This is a genomic window from Ferrovibrio sp. GW821-FHT12E11 (genome assembly GCF_058806975.1).
Genome location: NZ_JBXAQG010000001.1, coordinates 1456608 through 1477408 on the forward strand (window position 1 = coordinate 1456608; position 20801 = coordinate 1477408).

At 59.0% G+C, this 20801-nt stretch carries 16 protein-coding genes; all 16 read right to left on the minus strand.

Translation table 11 applies throughout. The annotated features are described in order from the left end of the window. Position 1: 1 nt before the first annotated feature. Genes AC1ROT_RS07180 through AC1ROT_RS07255 form a run of 16 tightly spaced genes read right to left on the minus strand, consistent with a single transcriptional unit; the run spans position 2 to position 20687 of the window. The gene (locus AC1ROT_RS07180) at positions 2-937 is read right to left on the minus strand and encodes an NAD-dependent epimerase/dehydratase family protein (protein WP_492998044.1); all 936 of its coding nucleotides are present in this window, start codon (positions 935-937) and stop codon (positions 2-4) included. Beyond that, entirely contained in the window at positions 934-2883 is a 1950-nt protein-coding gene (gene asnB, locus AC1ROT_RS07185; RefSeq protein WP_492998046.1) for an asparagine synthase (glutamine-hydrolyzing), read from the minus strand. Before asnB (AC1ROT_RS07185) ends, AC1ROT_RS07180 begins: the two co-directional genes overlap by 4 nt. Beyond that, on the minus strand, positions 2883-6077 hold the full coding sequence (locus tag AC1ROT_RS07190; RefSeq protein ID WP_492998047.1) for a glycosyltransferase family protein: 3195 nt from the start codon (positions 6075-6077) through the stop codon (positions 2883-2885). The genes asnB (AC1ROT_RS07185) and AC1ROT_RS07190 overlap by 1 nt, the downstream gene beginning before the upstream one ends. Then, entirely contained in the window at positions 6074-7366 is a 1293-nt protein-coding gene (locus AC1ROT_RS07195; RefSeq protein ID WP_492998049.1) for an N-acetyl sugar amidotransferase, read from the minus strand. The genes AC1ROT_RS07190 and AC1ROT_RS07195 overlap by 4 nt, the downstream gene beginning before the upstream one ends. Further along, entirely contained in the window at positions 7341-8111 is a 771-nt protein-coding gene (locus AC1ROT_RS07200) for an AglZ/HisF2 family acetamidino modification protein (protein WP_492998051.1), read from the minus strand. The genes AC1ROT_RS07195 and AC1ROT_RS07200 overlap by 26 nt, the downstream gene beginning before the upstream one ends. Further along, positions 8111-8752, minus strand: a complete 642-nt coding sequence (gene hisH, locus AC1ROT_RS07205; RefSeq protein ID WP_492998053.1) for an imidazole glycerol phosphate synthase subunit HisH — start codon at positions 8750-8752, stop codon at positions 8111-8113. Before hisH ends, AC1ROT_RS07200 begins: the two co-directional genes overlap by 1 nt. Then, the gene (asnB, locus tag AC1ROT_RS07210) at positions 8752-10731 is read right to left on the minus strand and encodes an asparagine synthase (glutamine-hydrolyzing) (protein WP_492998055.1); all 1980 of its coding nucleotides are present in this window, start codon (positions 10729-10731) and stop codon (positions 8752-8754) included. Before asnB (AC1ROT_RS07210) ends, hisH begins: the two co-directional genes overlap by 1 nt. Before the next feature lie 10 nt (positions 10732-10741). Then, entirely contained in the window at positions 10742-11629 is an 888-nt protein-coding gene (locus AC1ROT_RS07215; RefSeq protein WP_492998057.1) for a class I SAM-dependent methyltransferase, read from the minus strand. Positions 11630-11651: 22 nt separating this feature from the next. Continuing rightward, a complete protein-coding gene (locus AC1ROT_RS07220; RefSeq protein ID WP_492998058.1) occupies positions 11652-13091 on the minus strand; it encodes an ABC transporter ATP-binding protein in 1440 nt (479 codons plus the stop codon). Continuing rightward, the gene (locus tag AC1ROT_RS07225) at positions 13088-13738 is read right to left on the minus strand and encodes a gamma-glutamyl-gamma-aminobutyrate hydrolase family protein (protein ID WP_492998060.1); all 651 of its coding nucleotides are present in this window, start codon (positions 13736-13738) and stop codon (positions 13088-13090) included. The genes AC1ROT_RS07220 and AC1ROT_RS07225 overlap by 4 nt, the downstream gene beginning before the upstream one ends. Further along, positions 13735-16812 carry a PEP/pyruvate-binding domain-containing protein gene (locus AC1ROT_RS07230; protein WP_492998062.1) on the minus strand — a complete coding sequence of 1026 codons (3078 nt, stop codon included), beginning with the start codon at positions 16810-16812 and terminating at the stop codon, positions 13735-13737. Before AC1ROT_RS07230 ends, AC1ROT_RS07225 begins: the two co-directional genes overlap by 4 nt. Beyond that, a complete protein-coding gene (locus tag AC1ROT_RS07235) occupies positions 16809-17654 on the minus strand; it encodes a formyl transferase (protein ID WP_492998063.1) in 846 nt (281 codons plus the stop codon). Before AC1ROT_RS07235 ends, AC1ROT_RS07230 begins: the two co-directional genes overlap by 4 nt. Beyond that, positions 17647-18075, minus strand: a complete 429-nt coding sequence (locus AC1ROT_RS07240) for a hypothetical protein (RefSeq protein WP_492998064.1) — start codon at positions 18073-18075, stop codon at positions 17647-17649. The genes AC1ROT_RS07235 and AC1ROT_RS07240 overlap by 8 nt, the downstream gene beginning before the upstream one ends. Then, entirely contained in the window at positions 18059-18838 is a 780-nt protein-coding gene (locus AC1ROT_RS07245) for a phosphocholine cytidylyltransferase family protein (protein WP_493001135.1), read from the minus strand. The genes AC1ROT_RS07240 and AC1ROT_RS07245 overlap by 17 nt, the downstream gene beginning before the upstream one ends. Positions 18839-18843: 5 nt before the next feature. Next, positions 18844-19989, minus strand: a complete 1146-nt coding sequence (locus tag AC1ROT_RS07250) for a CDP-glycerol glycerophosphotransferase family protein (protein WP_492998065.1) — start codon at positions 19987-19989, stop codon at positions 18844-18846. Continuing rightward, positions 19986-20687 carry an SAM-dependent methyltransferase gene (locus AC1ROT_RS07255; RefSeq protein WP_492998066.1) on the minus strand — a complete coding sequence of 234 codons (702 nt, stop codon included), beginning with the start codon at positions 20685-20687 and terminating at the stop codon, positions 19986-19988. Before AC1ROT_RS07255 ends, AC1ROT_RS07250 begins: the two co-directional genes overlap by 4 nt. Positions 20688-20801: the final 114 nt, after the last annotated feature.

Here is a 20801-nt window from a genome sequence, read left to right on the forward strand (position 1 = left end):
ACTACCTGTTTTCGACTTTAAGATGGGTGTATCCACCTACAACCCCAAAGGTCCTGTAATAATCAATAGCGGCTTTGACTGTTTCCTGAAGGGGCGTGAATGCAATGTCGCCAAAATCGGCAAAAGTACGGGACGGATCGAGCAGAATAGACGGAGCGTCGTCCGGACCAAGCGGCCGGATATCGGGATCGGGATAGACATTCAGCTGCATGGCATCCACAACCGCGTCATAAAGCTCCTTGATTGCAACGTCGCCGCCGGATGAGAAATGATATGCGCCACTTCCGCGCCCATCCGCCGCCTTAAGTACCGTGCGAGCCAGATCCTTAACAAAAACGAAATCACGGCGCGCCGTGGTCACGAAACACTTCTTTCCTTCAGACAATCGCTGGAAAAAGATCGGCAGAGGACCGGAAACGTTGCGCGGGCCAATGACATTCGCCAGCCGGAAGGTCACGTAATCGAGTCCCGAGATCGTCAGGTAATCCTCGGTCACGGTCTTCGATATCGCGTAACTGGAGTTGGCAGGATTCTTCGGATGGTCCAGCCGGATCGGGCTTTGCAGAGGCCTTACTCCGTAGCAGAGCGCCGTCTGGAAATAAATAAAGCGGCCGACCCCATTCACCTTCGCAGCCTTAATCAGGTTTGCTCCGCCGACAGCGTTGGTTAGCGTATCGCCATACCAGTCGTCCGGGTCCTTGTAGGACGCTGCTGTATGAATCAGGACGTCAGGCTTGAAGTCCCCAACCAGCTGATCGATCAAGTCCCTGTCGGCAATCGACCCTTCAACAAATTGCAGGCGATCATGTTTCGACAGATGCTCCCGACGGCCGGTCGCCATGTTATCGATCGCAAGAACGCTATCGCCGCGCTCCAGTAAAAACTCAGCGACATGCGAGCCAACCTGGCCGCAGCCCCCGGTGATAAACGCCTTCATACTCGAATAACCTCAGCTTTGGGAGAGACTGGTTTTGATAGCAACGCGCGGTAATCGCCGGCGCGGTCGTGGAAGGCCTGGTGCCACAATTCGAGACTGAGCAAGCCCCAGGTTTTACGCGAGAAACGGCCCGCGCTGTCAAAATTGCGCAAGACCGCATCCGCATTGATGAACTCGCGGCGCCGATCCTTCAGGTTCCTGAATATGCCCGCAACATCATCATGCAGGCTTCCCGCAAACCATTCTTTCAATGGCACCGGGAAACCCATCTTGTCCCGGCGATGGGCAATCTCGTCCGGCAGAATGTTAGAAAAGGCGGTCTTCAGAAGCCGCTTCATCTTGCCGCCCTCGAATTTCACGTCGGCGGGAACCGTTGCCGCGAATTCGATCACAGGGTGATCGAGCAACGGAACACGGCTTTCCAGACCGTGCGCCATACTCATGCGATCCTCCACTTGGAGCAGCGCGGGCAGCAAGCATTTGAAATCGAAATGCGTCATGCTGTCAAAATACGCTTCCTTGTGGACATTCGCCCTGTTGTTGAAAATTGCCTTGAAATCCTCTACGACCTTTCTCCGGTCAAGCGCATCCCAGGCGATTTCGTCCTGCATATCGGTCGAACGATCGATCAGGCGGAAATAGCGCTCATCGAGAGGGCCAAACAAACCCTCGCGCCAGAACTCCTGCATGAGGGGCTGATACTCCCTCAGCAGACCGAGATTGGGAACGATCGATTCTATTGTGACAACGTAATGCCCGTTTTTTGACGTCCCATTCATCGACGCCTTGATGCACTGCTCGAAATACGCAAGCAGGTAGCGCGCATACCCGCCGAAGACCTCATCACCGCCCTGCCCACCAAGCACGACCTTCACATGTTCAGCGGCGAGCTTGCTCACCATGAACTGCGAAAATGCGCCGGGCCCACCCGCCGGAAAATCCAAATGGTAAATCACATCGCGGATATGGTCGCGGAAGTCCTGCGACGTTATGTCGACAACATGCAGATCACTACCCATCCGGTCCGCCACAATCTGGGCGTAGCGGCTCTCGTCATAGCCGGGATAATCGGTAAATCTGCCATGAAAACTCGGCTGCCCGCCCTTGGTCGAACGATTCGCCAGCAAGGCGATCAGGCTTGAATCGATACCGCCAGATACGTAAGCCCCGACCTGCACGTCACTACGCAAATGCAGGCTCAGGGAATCCTCGATCAGCTCGGCCAAGCGCTGTTCGAAATAATGCGGGCTGTGACTGAAGTCGATCTCGTAGCGCACATCCCAGTATCGCCAGACCTTCAGCTCGCCATCCTGGAAGCTTAGGGCATGTCCAGGCATCAACTGCTTGATGCCCTTGAATAGGGTTTGTTCGCCGAGCGTATACTGGAATGTCAGATACTCCGCGAGGGCGGAGGCATCCGTGGAAATATCCGGCAGGAAGGGCAACAGCGCCTTCGCCTCCGACGCAAAATACAAGACTCCGTCTACAATCGTATAATAAAAGGGCTTGATGCCGAACCGGTCGCGAGCACAGAACAGGCGTTTCTGCGACTCATCCCATAGCGCGAACGCATACATCCCGCGCAAGTGATCCAGGCAAGCATCGCCCCATCGGCTATGGGCGGCCAGAATCACTTCGGTGTCGGACGACGATACGAAGGACCAATGGGCTGACAGTGCATTACGCAATTCGACAAAATTGTAGATTTCACCGTTATAGCTGATGACGCTGCCATTCGGCCCGGCCATCGGCTGCCGGCCAGCCTCGCTCAAGTCGATAATGGCAAGGCGAAGGTGAGCCAGTCCGACATCGCCGCGAGCGCTGGTCCAGACGCCGTCACCATCCGGTCCCCTGTGCCGCAACAGATCGTTCATGACCGCCAGATGGCGGTCCAATCCCGCAATTCTGTGTCCAACCCGGCTCACCGCGCCGGCAATGCCACACATCAGACAACTCCTTTGGCGGGGGTGCTGCGCACTGCCCTTAAATCAGAGAAAATCCATGAGAGAATGGTCAGAATATCGTGGGTGCCCTGCCGGCTCAATGCTGTTAGTCCTGTAAGAGTCCCGTGAAATACGCCAGGCATGCCAATAACTTGGATATCACCGGCAGTCCATCGGATCGATTTAAGGACTCCACTCCGAACGAGCTCTTTCAGCCAGAGAGCACCAATACTGTCAGGGCCTCCGCGGCGACGGCCGAAGGTGATCTCCAGTGCCTGCTCGGCCGGATCGTAACTAACCGACAGACCATGGGCGCCAGACGCGATCAGAGCGCTCAGAACGTGAAGATCGGCCACCAGAACATCCGGGTGTTTTCGATGCAGGCGGGCTGCCCGCAGCGCATGAACCGGGCCTCGATGCCGCAGCAGCCTGTGATATGTCCGCATCCGCCTCAGCCAATTGGTCTCAACGCCCAGCGCCGACCTCCACAGGACCCGAATGCCGGACCTCATCCCCCCCTGCATACGTTCAGGGACAAGCTGGATCGCGCTGTCGAATATCAGCCCGAGGCGCGGGGCGAGAGAATGAAGGAGGCGCATCCAGCGCGCCCTTCTGGCTGCCTGGCGCAACACCGCATCGAAAGCGGCGGCGTTATAAGGCTCTTGAGCCGCCAGCATGCCAACTTCGAACCGGCGGTCGATCGCACGATCCATCTGCCGCACCATAGCGGCAAACCAATTCTCTTGGTTCAGCGCAACTTCCTGATAAGCGCGGTCAATAATTTCCTGCGCCCGAACCGGATCTCGGAGTACAGCGACGACCTCCTCCATGTTCGAATGATCCTTGCGCAACGGCACATAATGCCGCCAGGGCTGCAGCCGGCCCGAGTAGTGTCCTTCGTAAAGAATCATCAACGTTCGCAGCGCCGCCGCTTCAAAGCAGCGCGGCGATATAACATTCATCATCAGCCGGCCATCCGCGTCTTTGAAGTAGAGCTCTCTCAGGACCTCGAAAGACGCGGTCGGATCCCGGGCAACATGTGCCTCGACCCTCTCTTGTATCTCTCCGGTAAAGTCGCAGACGCTGGAACCGCTTTCGGCACCCAACATGGCTTTGCAGCTGGTGATGAACTCAATCCATCGATCCCCGTATATGCGATCCGCCTCGCGAGTGGAGATGTCGCAGCGCAGATTGTATTTCGGAGCATCCGCCATCACGCGCTCTGCAATGATCCATTTCTCCTGCGCATGACTGCCCAGCCATGCCGGCAGGTGGCGGGCCCGATATCCGATATCAAGCGGTCGACCTGCATAGGGTGGCACAGGAATCCGGGTCAGGTGCTCGGGCACATAACCGGCCAGTACAGTTTCGCGCAGCACACCCGGTAGCGCCTCGGGCGAATAAACATCATCAATGATATCCTCAGGCGCCAAACCGAACAGAACATGGATGCCAAGGTCGCGATAAGCGGCGACGGTCTTGTCGATAAAACGGTAATCGTCCTGGACAAATGCGATCTTGAGCCCCCGAAAGCTCCTGATCATGCTTCTGGCACTCTGGCTGATAAAGTGCTCAATGCACGCAACCAAAGAGTAATGGATGATGATGCCGTCAAACCGGCTGAGGTCAAGGCGGCTCGGCAAATCCCCGACCGATGATAACACCGTGATATTGTGCCGGGACAGGTCGCGAATACCGTAGATATGATCGATGATCGTAGAGGCGGTGCCAGAATGATAATCGCAGATCAGAAGCAGGTTAAGCGGTCTGTCTACTTTCTCGCCGTCCTGTCCACTCGGCTCGTTCCTCTGCGGCTCCGCCTCCGGCTCTGCCTTAAAAGCTGCCGACCGCTCTTTTGCAAACGTCGCAATAGCCGCTTCCGTGACCCGGCCGATCTGGTCCAGCCAGGAATTCAAACGCCCTCTGATGCGATCCGGAACGCTAAGCGGCACAAAGCGGGTGATAATGGAACGTTCCCAATCGCTGGCCATTACCTCAGCAAAGGCCGTCATTGAAAACGGATTTTTGGCACGGTGCTCCACGCTCTCGAGCACCAGAGCCCGCATCGCCGAAAACTTTTCGTTGTAATCCTGCTGCCTTGCCGCTCCCTGCATATCCACCTTGTCCTGGGCATCCAGCTGGTTGCGCGCCATCTGTCTGAAAGCCTTCAGGAAATCTCCCCGCGTCGCCGTCACAGCAAGCCAAGACGCGACATGCGATAATAGCGGCTGCATGAATGTGGAAACCACAGGCAGGCCGGTAGTTATCATTTCAAAAGTCTTTAATGGAAACCCGTTAGCCGCGATCAAGCGATCCTGTCGATATGGAATGATCCCAACTTGTGCCGCCCTGTAAATCCCTGGCAGGCGATCAGGAGAAACAGCGCCAAAGGCCCGGACATTGCTGCGCGTCAGCAGAGTGTTCCACTCTGCCTCCTGGTCAACTGTAAGCCCGGAGACCGGACCAAACAGGGCAAGCAAGGTGTCAGGATTTTCACGGGCCACCGCTTCCAGCAGGCCAAAATCGATGCGTCCGTTGATATTGCCGGCATACACGGACAGACGGCTCCACTGTTTCGCCAGCGCCGTCAGTTCCGCATCGGCTTCCCCATCAGAAAACGCCGCGCAGTCACATCCGTTACTGGATACGATGACGCGTTTCGACGCGAATGGAGTATAGGCTGCCGCAACACCACTGCTTGCGGCAATCACTGCATCCGAGAACCGCAGCGTCGACCTCAGGTGCTGATAGAACTCGTTATCCAGCCCGTTAAAATCAAAATAGTTCTCCGTAGCATGGAAAACCCGGCTGGCCGCAGGCAGGAAAGCTGACGCATCGAAAAGCCGGGGATCATAAATCCATATGAGCGGCTTCTTGTGACCACGGCGCTCCATATGGCCTGCAATATCGTGGGCCTGCCGGGTCGCACGCAGAAACGGTGCATCCTCCCAATGAGCAGGCAGATGCAGGCACTCGATGCCCGGCATTCGATCATCCGGTTCGGCCCAGGCTGACGTGCCGCCGAGATCGGATTTGGGCTGAACGATAACCACCGGCACTTCACGAGCCCAGCGCGTCGCAAAATGCCAGCGGTTGCCGCGCAATTCGGTGCGCCAGCCATCGAAAGCCAGAAAATAAACAGAGTCGATACCGGAAGACATGGTTTCCACTGATGTCACGAGGATTTCCAGCGTCACCTGCGCAGGACTGCGCGGCGAATCGCAACCGCCACAGCGCGCGCAGCTTGTACTGCGCGATAAATGCCATGCAGCGAATATCCGTATGCCCGGCTGGGCAAACGCGCCGCCGCCGTCAGCAAGCTATCATACAGCGGTGGACTGTTGTCGTAGTTTGGGTACTGCCAATAGGATCGTGGCTCTGCGTTCATGATCTGCTCAAAATCGGAATCACTGAAACCGAGCTTTTTCAGGACAAACCGGCGATCCTGCTCCACCTGATCATCGCCAAGAGGTGGTTGCTGCAGAAGCGCGACAGCCTCGTCACGGCTGATCTCGCCATTATTGATCAGGCTGGACAAATGCGGACGTCGCTTATCTGCTCCGAATTTCCTTGGAAGAATGTAGATCTGATAGAAGCGGGTATAAAGCGACTCGTGATGCTTGTCGCCATAACTGACCCAGCCCAGCTTCTCTTTCATGAGTTCGATTGCGGCCTTCTTGTCATAAGCGACGTAATTCAGAACCGCTATCGTTTCCAGTTTTTTGACACGAGGATACCACCACTTGCGCTGGAACAGCGTATCGTGCGGATAGGTTTTCAGCCTGCGCCCGCCAAATCGCTCGTTTATACCACGGATGTACTTCCAGTCGCTGTGTCCATACGACCACGTGCGCGGCACCATCTGCTCGGTCTGATAATTACTGCCACTGATCACGTAACGAACGCCTTGGCGCACCGCCGCGTGATGCAGCGCCGATACAATGGCATGATCTGACGGAATTTCGCTATCCGGTGTAGAGGCTCGCAGAAATGCCTTCTGCAAATCGCGGAATTCTTCCCAGTCTATCACTACAGTGTAAAGATCGATGCCCAGCGTCTTGACGACGCTCTCAATGTTCCGGACCGCTATCTCTGTGTTCCAACCGTTATCGACATGGACAGCGAGAGGCCGCAAGCCCAGCATCTTCACCAGATAAGCTACATAAGTGGAATCCACTCCTCCAGACAGCCCGATAATGCAGTCATACCGCTTGTCGCGGCCTTCCTCGCGGATGCGTTCCGCCAAGGCCTCCAGATAGCGCCACCCCTCCACTGGTTCCATCACATACTGCGCGATGACCTGGTCATAGGTCCGGCATCGGTGACAAACGCCGTGATCGTCGAAAGTCAGTTCCGGATCCGTTGTGTCCATGACACAGCGTGTACAGATGCGGTAGGCACCAACGGCTCGGAGGGTAAGCACAGGGGGTAAAGATGGGGTCACGGAACAAGTCACTGATTCACATGAGGGCATTGAGTCGAGCATCGTCGGGATAGGTGATCAGGACGGCACGATGCGGTCCCTGAAAAACGAACAGCGATCCTGCCGCAGCCGCCGCGGCACCAGCATCGATGGCGTCGCGCAGATGCTGTTCCGTTCCCGCACCACCAAGCGCCACCACGGGCACATTGACGGCCGCAGCCACATCCCGCACCAAGGCCAGGTTATACCCCATCATCATGCCATCGTGGTCGATGGAACAGGCAATGATTTCACCGGCGCCGAGACTTTCGACCTTGCGGGCCCACTCTACCGGAGCATAGCTGGTGCGACGCCGACCGCAGGCTGTGACGACCCGGTTACGCCCCAGCCAATCCTTTGCGACATCCATGGAGATTGTTGTGCTTGAGGATCCGGCCAGATCGGCGACCCGACTGATCAATGTGGGATCAGTGATTGCGCCGGTATTGAGAATAACTTTCTCGACACCTAGGGAAATAACAGTCCGCGCCTGCTCCACAGACGAAACTCCACCACCATATGCAACCGGCATGAAACTCTCACTTACGATTTCCTCCAGCAGTCGGAAATCCGGCTCACGCCCCTGCGGCGTCGCTGAAATGTCCAGCAGCACAAGCTCGTCACATCCCTTATCATTGAGGATCTTCACAGCCACGCGCGGATCGCCCACATATTTCGGACTTCCAAAGCGGACAGTCTTGTAAAGCTGGCCATCACGAAGCAATAGGGCCACGATAACCCGCGGCCGCATCTTCCGCATCGGTTGCATCAGCCGGATGCCTCCGGTTGCCAGGCCGCAAAATTCCTGTACAGCTGCATACCAAAATGATGACTTTTTTCAGGATGAAACTGCACGCCGGCAATATTCGCAGAAGCGATGCCCGCCGCAAAGAAGGCACCGCCATACCACGACACTGCGACGACATCGTCTGTGCGTCTACTTTCCACGTAGTAGGAATGCACGAAGTAAAAGCGGGTATCCTCGCCTGCACCTGAGAATAGCGGGTGATGCGACGACGATCTGACGTAGTTCCAGCCCATATGCGGCACTTTAGCCAGCCGCCCATCCGCTTCGGGCAAAGGGGAGAATCGCCGCACGCGCGCATCGATCCATCCCAACCCGCTTTCGCGACCTTCTTCGCTGTCCACCGTAATTAACTGCATGCCAAGGCATACCCCCAGAACGGGGCGGCGGCGCTCAAGAGCAACACGATCCAGCGATTTCCGCAAACCGAACCCGTCGATCGCACGCATGCCCTGATCGAAAGAACCAACGCCAGGAAGAATAATGCGATCAGCGCTTTCAATCGATGCCGCATCGCGCGTCAGCTGCGCAGGGATATCCAGGCGGCGCATCATGTTCATAATGGAACCCAGGTTGCCCATGCCATAGTCGACAACCACAACCATCAGACCCTCTCCAAAGGATCGGAGATTCGAGCATCCCGCGCGGTATCAGGGCTGCCGGTCAACCCGTTGGACCAGATGCCGTCATCAGTAAAACCGCACCATTCCACGGCGCTGGCCCAACGGAACAGCTGCCAGGAATGATCGACGCGGCCATCCATATGCTCTTGCCAGGTGGTTTCGGCCAGAGACCTGTCGAAATTCGGCAGGCGGCAACTACGACTGTCGAACAGGCGCTCTGCGATCCAATCTTTCACGCCCTCTCTCATCCAGCGGTCCTGCGGCGCCCGATACCCCACCTTGTCTGCACGCCAGCGTACATCCTGGGGAATGGCATCGCCGGCCGCTTCGCGCAATATCCATTTCTGCCAACCATCCCGAATCATGACATCATCGGGCAGCCCGATACACCAGTCCACCAGCTCGTGATCCAGAAACGGGAAGCGCGTCTCCACACCAAACGCCATACCGCTACGATCCGCCGAATGCAGCTGATCCGGCAGGCTATCGTGCAGCAGATATCCCGCCAGTTGTCGACGGAAATGGCTTAACCCAAACGCCTCTCCGGCACGGAGAGGCGTTTGAACTGCAATATTCCTTCCGACACCAGTCATAAATATTCGCTGTCGCAGGTGAGCGATCGCCATCGCACCAAGCGTCTGCGCACCAAGCGCAATATGCGCATTGAACCGTCTATCGCTGTCGACATAGCGCCGGCTCGCCGCTTCCAGTCGCTCATTCAACGCCGTGGTATCCTGCCACAATCGCAGGAGTCGCCCCCGCTCCGCCAGGTCGCGCTGTCGCAAAGCGAAGAAGGAAGGGTACCCACCCAACAGTTCGTCCGCCCCCTGGCCATCGATCATGACCGTAACGCCGGTTTCCCGGGCTCGTTTCAAGACCCGCCATTCTAAATATATCGACATCGACAGGAATGGGATTTCCTGATGCCAGTATAGCTGGCGCGCGTCGGCGGCGAATTCGTCGCCACGCGGCGACACCGAGTGCGATTCCGCACCGACATGGGCGAGAACCTGATCAATATAGTCGCCTTCCGAAACGGTAGGATCGTCGTCAAATCGCGCCGAATAGGTGATCGCAGGCATTTGCTCACCGGCCACCTGCAACCGCGACAGAAAGCCAACCAGCGTCGAAGAATCAAGGCCACCGGACAGGCAGGCACCAACCCGCACATCCGACCGCAGACGCAGGCGCAAGCTGGCCTGCAGGCGCTCGGCAAATTCTTCGGCGGCAACGGCCGGGCGGACACCTTTGCGGATTTTGGTGTAGTCCGGCGTCCAGTAGCGCCAGCGGCGCAACTCACGCCCCGTCGCATCGAGCGTCAGCGCGGTCGCTGCAGGAAGCCGCTGGACATTGGCAAAAAGCGTCTCTTCACCATGCCCCAATGCGCCACCGGCGACAAAATGGCCCAACATCGTCTGATTCGCGTCGGCTCCCATACCAGGATAGGCGAACAGCGCCTTGGCCTCCGAGGCAAAGGCCAATCCACCCCGAGGCAACTGGGCCATGTAGAGCGGCTTCTCGCCGAAGCGATCCCGGGCCACAAACAGGGTGCCAGTGCGCCGGTCCCACAGCAGGAAGGCAAACATGCCATTCAGTCGGTCCAGACATTCAACGCCCCATCGGGCATAGGCCGCCAGCAGGACTTCCGTATCGCTGCCTGTGCGGAAGGTCGCCCCGTACTGCCGCAACTCCTCACGGAGTTCAACGTAGTTGTAGATTTCTCCGTTATAGACGATCACATAGCGGCCATCGTCACTGAACATCGGCTGATCGGCCGCAGTACTGAGGTCGATGATCGACAACCGCCTGTGGCCGAGCGCGATGCTACCCTGCGTCGGCGTCGCCTCCTGCCAGGAACCACGACCGTCTGGACCGCGATGTGCCAGCCGGTCCCGCATCGTATCCACGATATGGCGGTCCAGATCGGGGACAGGCGTCAGAATACCAACGATGCCACACATAATGGATGCGTCAGATCTTGCGGAATATCATGGTAGAGCGACGCCGGTCGCGCGCGGGAAAAGCAAACTGACGTAATGCACGCATTTTACGCGCCGCCGGTAACTCATACAGAACCCTGGCCAGCAGCCAGGAGTCCTTCAGATCGTAGTCGCAGATATAAAGCGTTGGATCGATCTCGTCATTGCGAGCGACCAGGGAAAATCCGTGCTTCTCGAAATGCCGGATAACGCTCTCGGGCTGTCGCAACGCATAATAGCTATACTCGTCAAGCTGAACACGCAGCATGACCCCAAGTGTCGGAATGACGCTATGGTTGACGATCACCAGGCCGGACGGTTTCGTGACCCGAGCCAGATCAGCCGCCAGCTGCGGAAGGTTACGGCAGAACATGATTGCGGCACGCAGCATCACAATATCGAAATCACCGTCGACAATCTCGGGAAGGCGATCGCGATTGAAGTTGAACTCATGCACGTCGAAGCCGTGTGTTTTGCGGGCATATTCGATGGCAAGGCGATTGATTTCCGTCAGGACGACCGACGCCCCCAGCGCCTCGATCCCCTTCGCGAAATGCCCGTTCCCACCGGACACGTCAAGCACTCGCTGTCCAGCGAATGAGATCCCATGCGGAACGATGTATTGGTCGATGAATCCCTGAACCAGGGACGTGGAAAGCGCAATATTGGCCGGCTGCACGAAGTAATCATATATCGATTGCTCGTCCTGCGGTTGACGCTTGAACTCTGGAACCGGCAGAAATGACAACGGGTACCGGTCCCGTTGTCGGGGAAAGGCTGCGCCGCATTCAGGACAGATATGCCAGATGCGCTTATAGGTTTTGATATTCCGCAGATCCCCGCAATCGCATTCGACACAGGTAAAACTATTATCGTTCACGTCGTATTGCCCTTTCCGCGCACTACTGGACTGAACTGATTCTCGCCGGGACCGATGCCCGGGCATCGCCGAAGAACCAGTCCCCGGAATGATGGAATAGCGGCGGGTCAGCATCGTTGGCAGAAGCAACTGGCAGATAGACGACCTGTGAAAGCATGTCATAAGCCGCAGATTTGTCGCCGACAGTCTCCGCCGGTACAAGCGAGACCGTCCCCAGATATTCGCGACCACCTAGCAGGGGCAACGGAATGTCGAGTATGGCACAGACTGTCTCGCCTTTGACAGGGCGGCTGATGGCCGGGCTTGTCAGGCGCGTCACCCTGTCTGCTGCCAGCGTATACAATTCCACCACGCAGCATAGTTTAGCGGGGCCCTGAACCTCGAAGGCAATATCCACCTCCAGGCGCACCGGATCGCCAACCCGCAGAATATCCTGAACATCACTGCATGCGGATATCCGCACATCGGTCACCTTTGCGCCGCCGCGCACGCTGCGCCGCAGGGCGTGGCGTCCGGATGGTAAAGTGACCGACACTGTGGAATCGGTCTCGACGCCTTCGGCATGCGCCAGAATGCCGTCGATAAATGCAGTTCTTGTATGCGCTGGCGGCTCGGGCGTGAAACGTCGCACCTGTGGAACAACCGCAACCCGTCCGGCACCCACCGACGGCATGGCACCATCCTCAGCTCCCGCCAGAGCAGAAGAGAAACTGTTATACGCCGCCACAACCAGTTCAGCTTTGCCATCCATGGCAACCATACCATCTCGCAGCCAGATTGCCCGTTCGCAATACTGGAGGATCTGCTCGGCAGAGTGGGATACCAGTAGCAGGGTGCAGCCAGAAAACGCCAACTGCTGCATGCGTTCCGCCGACTTCGCCAGAAAATAGGCATCCCCGGCGCCAAGAATTTCGTCGATAATGAGAATCTCCGGGCTGACTGCGGTCGCAACGGCGAACTGCAACCGCATTTCCATGCCGAGAGAGTAGGTTTTCACAGGCCGGCCGAGGAAATCACCGAGTTCGACAAACGCCGTCACACCATCGAGGGCTACCTGCAGCGCCCGACCATAGAGGCCGCTCTGCATCAATGCGGCCCGGGCATTCTCGAAACCGCTCAGGTCCGGATGGAATCCGGCCCCGATCTGCATCAGCGGCTGAATGGTGCCATCGACCTTGATGGAACCGGCATTCGGCCGCAGGTTACCGGTCGCCGAACCGACCAGCAGTTTAAGCAGCGTCGTCTTGCCTGCCCCATTCCGGCCAATAATGCCGACGCGCTCTCCGCGCCGGATCTCCAGGTTGATACCCTGTAAGGCCTCGAATTCCCGCGGCCACCCACCGCGCCGCCAGCGCACGATCCGTCCGAGGCCAATGCGATCAAGCATCATGTCTAGAGCACTGTTGTAAAGCCGATAGACCTTGCGAACATTCTCGCACCAGATAGCGGGTGCGGCGGTCATACGCCCCCCTCATTCTGCCAGCGCCCTTCAATCACGGCGGCAACAAGAGCCACCTGCCGCGCCGGCTCTGCGATTCGGCGCTCGGGGTGCCACATGACTCCCATCCAGGGGAGCTGTCGGTGGTGCACGGCCTCGATTGTTCCATCCGGTGCCGCAGCAACAACTGCAAGTTCTGGAGCCAGCCCATCGGCCGGTATGGCCCAGTCATGAAAGCTGTTCACTTCAGCTATACCATTCACCATGCGGGTCAGGCCATGTTCCTCCCCCACATGACCGGATACCCGTACGAGGCGGCCGCCCAAGGCCAGGTTGAGCATCTGCAGGCCGCGACAGGTCGCCATGAGCGGCAGGCGATTACGGCGGGCATGGTCAATGACCGCCTCCTCCAGGCGATCACGTTCGGGCGCCGCCTTGACCGCGTCAGGCAGGCGAGCCACGTCGTTTCCTCCGGTCAACACGAATGCATCGGGCGCCATGGCACTGACATAGCCTTGCGGATCGTCCAGTGCATTGCACAGCGGCATCGGTATATGACCCAGTGCCGCGATCAACCGCCCCCAGTTCTGGTCTAACGCATCGCGACGCTCGTGATACCCGGCGATCTCGTCAACCCGCTGGGTCAGTCCGATGCGAAGCCTGCGGCTCACGTCACTTCCAGCGCGCGCAGGCGCCGCTCCCGGCAATCCAGATCGATCAACCGCGCGGTCTGCAGCAAGCGGAACCGCTGTTCACCGACTCCGATGGCCGCCGGGAGGCCGAACTCGGCAGCACGTATGGCCATATGCGAGTTGGCTCCCCCGTAAGCGGTCACCAGACCCGCAATCGACTGGCTGAACAACCAGTCGAAGCCCGGATCAGCCCGTGGAATCAGAACAATGCGGCCCGCGAGGCTTTCATTGCCAACGGGATTATCAACAACGACTGGTGGAGCAATGACGGCATGCTGCGTAATGTAATTTGGTTCCGTTACAGGATGCTCGAACCCGTAAATGTCGCTGTCCTGCAGAAGCAGCGGTGGCAGTGCGATCATCTCAGACAGATGGGCCGCCGCCGCCCCCTCGTCCAGCCGCGCTCGCAGCCCGGACAGCGTGCCCGGCAAAGTGCCCTGCGCAATTGCGACCAGGTCCGAAAAAGTCAGATGCGCAAGATTGGTGCGCGACAGGCCGATACCGCGACCCCATTCCACCATGCCGTCCAGTGCCCGCGACAGCGACCGGGTGAAGACGAATTTCGCCCATTCGCGCCCCTCGATGGCGCCACGCAGGAAGCTGTCCAGGGCGCCGGCATCCAGCTCGATGCCGGCCGCTTCGAGGCCCTTGAGAAGCCCCCGCATTTCGTCGTCGCTCCAGTCAAACAGCTCCTCTGCGGCCGGAGTCGCCCGCTCGACCATCGGCCGCAGGAAAAGCTCTGGCTGATCGGCATAACGTAACGACGTCACGTCATAGGTTCCCGGTCGCAGATGGCCGTAGCGCGCCACCAGGGTGTCGAAAGACAGCCTGCCATCCCGCACGGCGCACGCATCGTCGACGAAGTCATGGCTGACCGTGCGAATGGACCGCAGGAAAGCCTCGGCGCTTCCCGCCCGCACCAGCCCAGTCCGCACCGCGGACCGCAGCAAGCTCATTGCCACAAAGGCGCCGCGGGCGAGATGCGCAAACGGCAGGGTACCGTTCCGGCGGCACAATTCGATCAATCGGATCGCGACATCGAGAGACGGTCGTTCAGTCCTCAGCAGTGGCTGCATCTCCCGTTCGAACCGTGCCGACTGTTCGAGATCACCGGAAAGCCGCGCAATGCCGTTTCGCGTGATCTCGGCCAAACATGGGCGTAAAGCATCCAGGATCGCACCGCCATGCTGTCCCGGTCCATTCAAGGCAGCAAAACGATCATCCAGGTCGAAAGACCAACAGGTCAGCGCAACTTCAAACTCCACTTTGTCGTGCAACTCGGGGCTTGCTGCCAGGCGTTCCAGATAGGCATCAACCAGCCATGTAGCTGCGGTGCGATCTAGCGCAGCTGGCACGAAGGAATTGAAACTCGCCCTGACATCGACATAGGCATGCCCGGCAAACACCCTCAATAGCGGATAAGGGCGCAGATCCCGATACCCGTATTCGGCACGCTGGGTCGCCCATACTTCATCGCAAATCAGATGGGAGTAAAGACTGCAGGCCAAGCGGCTGGGGCGCGCGCCGACAATCTCGGCCGGATTCCAGTCTGGCATCTGCCCCCAGATAGCGCGCTGTCCCAGCAAGGCACCAGATGAGACTGACAGGGCACGCAACCGCACCTGCGCATTCTCAAGGGCCGTCGCGACTTCGCCATCGGTGGCTCCGGTCCGCTCATGCTGCAGCACCAGCGGCCGCACCTGCAGGATATGAACCCGCTGCGCAATATCGACAGCAAACTCGATATCGAGAGCGTCATTGTCGCTGAGGTATTCGATTTCGCTGGCCGCATCCAGCAGGGCGATCAAGCCAGCCGGTGCAGATGCCGGAACGTGACGGCGGTCGCGATGAATGACAAAGGTCCGCTGGTCCCCTGCCTTGCCGGCCGTCACCCCATCTGTCCCGTCGGCAGACCATGCCACCGTGATATATGGCCCGCCAACCTGGCCGGTGCGCGTCAGCAGCACACCGCTCCAGGCGATATCGGGGATCATCGGCTGAACGAAAACCTGGTGATCGCCACGATCATCACCATAGGATGCGATGACCTGGTCGACTGCCCGCTGCACTTCAGCCAGCCCGGGCTTCACGTTCAGCGCTGTTTCAAACCGGCCGGCATTGCTTTGCGTGAAGCCATCCTCCGTCATAGCGCTGGAACGAACCGCCAGCAGACCCTCGCCAAGGGCCGGCAGAAGTTCTGCGACAACCCTTTCCGGTTCATCCCGCCAGCGATGCACCGTAAAACTCACCTGCTTCGGTACCAAGGCGTGCTTCAGACGTCCGCTGAGACGGTCCAGCGTATCGGCCTTGCTGCCGAATGCGAAATGGGTCAACGCCCGGTCATCCTCAAGGTCCGACCACTGCCCATGAGCATCCACCGTCACCACCGCAATACCACGGCGCACGAGTGCTACGACAAGACCGGACAGATGCTGCCGGCGCAACTCTGTACCCCCCGTCGCCATCAGCTCGGGCAGCAACGCGACCACCGAAGCCGGCATACGGATCAGGCCGATGAACTCAGCAACCACTCCATCGGCATTCGCAACTGCCACCCGATCATCGGCTACAGTCACGGTTTCGCGACCGGAACGCTGCATACGCTTTCGCTCGGCTGCATCCGCGGCCTGGTGTCGGTCGACAGCAATGAGAACCGTATCGCCGGGCTGATCCGCCATGCGTGCCACCAGTTCCGGCCGGAATACGATATCGCTGTAGCAGACATACAGGTCGCCGTCGGGTTCCGGCGCTGACGCCATCAGGGATCCCGTCGCTCCCGTTTGCGCCCAGGCCGCATTCACAACGAACCGGATATCCGGGTAGGTCGCGACAACGTCATTCATGTCGTAGCCGCCGACGAAGGTGACATCCGTGGTGGTCTGCGAGAAAGCACTCAGGATCCAATCCAGAACCTTGCGCCCGCGATCGACAAGCCGTAGAGCGCTCGGCGCAGTCCCCGCCAGCGGCTTGCCTGCACCCAGCACCACCAGACGGTGGCGCTGCACCCCGCCAGTGCCGGCGACGCCGGTGGAAATCTTTGACACCGCACTCACGGATCGAGCTTTCGCATGACGCGGGCCTGAAGGCGCGGATGCATGGCCGTGAAGGACAAAGCTCCTTCCGCAGGCTGCACTGTTGCCCGCAGCCGGCTTAAATCGTCATTCACGCTGTCGCGCATGACATCTGTAAAAAGCTGTGCCCGCAGATGGGGGTCATAGGCGTATAGCAGGGCTCGATAAGCCGCTGCGAAATCCTCGTCCAGGGCCGCCGCGAGACCTGGAAACCGCGGACGCTCGAATTCGCGCGTCCGGATCAGCCGGCCGGTGTCGATACCGGCGTCCATGTAAAAACAGCTGGCGCCTGGCCGACCGCGAAGCAACAGAGACCACAGCAGGCCATCGGATCCCCGCACATAGGGGACGACGCCGGGATGAATATGCAGGAAAACAAGCCGTGGATCGTCCAGCAGTGCAGCCGGTACGCGACCGCCGTCGGTATAAAGGAAGACCCGGTTGTTCTGCCGGCGCAGCAGCGCATGCAGGCCCGGATCGTCATAATCGTTTGCCACAAAGCTCTCGACCGCCTCCGCATGCGCGGCGTAATCGAAGGCTGCAAAGTAATCTATGGGCAACGGCACGTCTCGTTGCACCAGCGTGCACAAGGCCGCGAACCGTGCCGAGTAGGGCGGCCAGGATGCGCGCCCGCGACGGGTGAGCCGCCACGCGAAATCACGCCCCAGCCATTTTTGCAATCTGGAAAAGCGGCCATCGTTCCAGACAAAATCGACAAGGATGACCTTCTTTGGCCGCAGGCCGGCCTGTCTCAAATATGTGAGATAGGTGCGGCTGGTCGAGCAATGCCGGGCCGCCACCACCGTGAGGGCAAGATCACGCATCGGGGAGCCGCATCGTCTCGAGGAGCCGTTCAGCCCAAACTTCCAGCGGCGCGCTGGCAGGTAATGGCTCCGGAAGAATTCCACCCAGCATTTTCAGTGCCGTATTCAGGGATCGCCAGTCACGGTCCTGTTCGGCAATCGCCAGATACAGCATGCACAGATACCTAGCATAAGCCGGAGCAATGACTGCGTCGCCATGGGGCCGGCGCATATCGGGCTGGTAATGCGCAGCCAGACGCCGCGCAATCTCAACCTTGCGGCGCAGGACCTCCAGCACCTGCCTGACGGCAGGGTCGCCAAGCCGGGCCGGATCGAGCGCAGCCAGGTATGGCTCGACGGAAAATGTACCATCGAGACTCCGCGGTGCCGGCAGATCGGCGCGCCAGCCGGCAAGGCCGTCAGAATCAAAGGCGATCGTCATAATACTCAGCCAATCGCCCGTCCGCCGCCAGGGCCTCATAGCGCTCGAGATCGGAGAGGGTATCGATTTCAAGCCAGCCATTCCCCACCAGGGCGGCGCCAACATCGAAACGGGCGTCGATCAGGGCCTGGAGGAAGGACGTCATGAACATGTTTGGCACATCGCGGCCATCGTAGAGGCGGTCGCGATCCAGGGAGTCGTGAAATGCACGCACCGCCGGGGCCACCGCCGCGCCGATACGGAATAGTCCCATATACTGGCCCTCGATCTCAGCCAACGACGTCGGCTTTTTGCCAAGCTCAAGAATATGGCCGTCGACAGAAAGCCGCATGGTCTCGGCATCGGCAAGCGGGTCTTCCATCCGGAGATCCCAGAGGCGGCGCCAGCCCCGGTCGACGGCCACAGAGATCGCATACCTGCCGTCGAGCACCGCATTCAGCACGCGGCGCTCATAAGCGATGTCCCCGTAACTGACGACGATATCCCGGCTCCCGTCAAACAGCTCCCGGGCACACATCAGTGAGGCCACCATATTTGTCGCGTGATAGTCGGGATTATGGAATCGGCGCAGGCGGTTGTCGGTCACCGCAGTGGCACCGTGGCCAACCACAATGGCCATATCCCGCACACCGCAGGCCTGGAAAACCTCGATCTGCCGGTCAAGCAGGGTGCGTCCAACCAGCGGGACCATCGATTTCGGACGATCCGTGGTCATCGGCTGCAGACGAGATCCGAAACCGGCAGCCAGGACAATGGCACACACCTCGCTCAACGGCCCACCGCCTGACGCTGCGCGTCCCGCAGAAACCCTTCAAGGGCGTCTGCCGCAACCACCGCGCATCCCTGCCGGCGGAACAGGAACTGACCGATGACATCGGCAATACGCTGGCGCCAGGGCCCTGCCTCCATGCAGGCCTGCCTGACGGCGGCCACGACGGCATCTGCTTCGGGCGGTACGATCATCCCGATGCGGTCGCGCAAACCGACTTCGACAGGGGTCACGCCCAGGCTTTCCCATGCCGGGTTCATAACTTTCTTGGGAACGTCAACGAAGATCACCGGACGGTGTCGGGACAGCGCGAATTCGAATGCCGTTCCGGAATAGTCCGTGATCAGGATGTCGGCCGTCCGCATCGATTCCGGGGCGACGTCAGGGGATTCTTCCGTGAAGGACGGATGCCCGCCATAGGCGTCCCGGATATCGGCAAATGCCGGATCGCCGCCCAGGATATGAAGCGGATGCGGGCGCAAGGTGACACGCATGCCTGCCCCCAGCAAAGCGGCGATCAACGCACGGCCGACCTGCGGCAGAAGGCCGTTTGGCCCCCATGACGGCGCCACCAGAACATGCGGGTCGGCGCCTGCTGTCGCGGCGCCATCGCCATCGGGCAGCAGATCCGCTTTACCGTAACCAATCGCGTAACTGTGGCGGCCGACCAGTCCGCGCTGCGCCGACAGCGCGTCGAACTCTCGGACATGATGCGGGCCGACGGCAAAGAGCACGTCGAAGCCATCGAAACTGTCTTCGGCATAAATCATGTGCAGACTGACGATCGAATGCGGCATATGGACCCGCAGGCCGACTTCATCCGAAAACGCGTCCCGCCGTACGCCGCTGGATGCCGAGACCATGACCGGAGCCCGCAGCCACTGACGCATTCCGCCATCGGCACTTTCGATGACCGACACGCCGGCATCCGTCAGCAGCTGACCGCCATGACGATCCGCCGGCCCGTCGGAAACGATCCCGCAAGCAAGTCCGCGCTGACGGCATTCCAGAATCGTTGACCGCATCCAGGTCTCATCGATCCAGGACTGTGCGTAGAACAGGATGTCGAACCGGCGACGCCGAAACCAGGGCGTGCCGAGGCTGCGCAAACGTTGAATGCCATCAACAAATACAGCGCGCTTCAAGATGACCGCTTGCGCATGAGATACAGTTCGCGCGTGCCGTTATCAGTCTGTCTGTAGCCGTCAAAATCGAAGATGCTACGCGCTTCATCCATGGCTCTGTAAAAGCTTTCCTGCCCAACATCCGCGCAATGAGTCTCGAATACAAGCAAGCCGTTATCGGAAAGAAGTGCCGCGATACGCTCAAAATGCTCCGAAAGAGCGACGCGATAATTTCCGTCGTCTGTCCAGTGCGTGGCAAAAGAAAATACAACAGAAAATTTCCGACCAGCGCCAAAATCCTGGAAACGCGCGGCAACCAGATCAATACGGTCACTCAGGCGCAGAAAAGCCGCCGCTTCATGGCCGATCTCGATCATATACGGATTGATATCTATCCCGACAGCTTTGCATCCCGTGCGGTATGCCGTCAGGATCGCCATGAAGCCGCAATTGCAGCCGACATCAAGAACCGTGTCATTCGCCCCGATCAGGTCGGAGAGACCGTAATGATCGAAGCGTTCTTCGGTCGCACGCTCGCCGAAAATGCCGAGAATTCCGAGAGACTGGTACGGATATCCGTGGAAATAGGCATGATGCGGATACTCCCGTTGCTGCCGCTTGAGAATATCGGCAATTCTCCCGTGCAGCGCCGGTAGCTCACTGATAAACCGATCCGAATTTTCGTCGGTGAGCCGGCGGTTGATCGTCTGCACGATCATTCTGGCTCGTGCAATCAGCCCTATGCCAACGCCATTCAGGCAGGCCGCCGCCCTAATCAGAAGGCCATGCCAAGCAGGACGACTTGCCAGTCTATCTACGATCACCCAAAACAC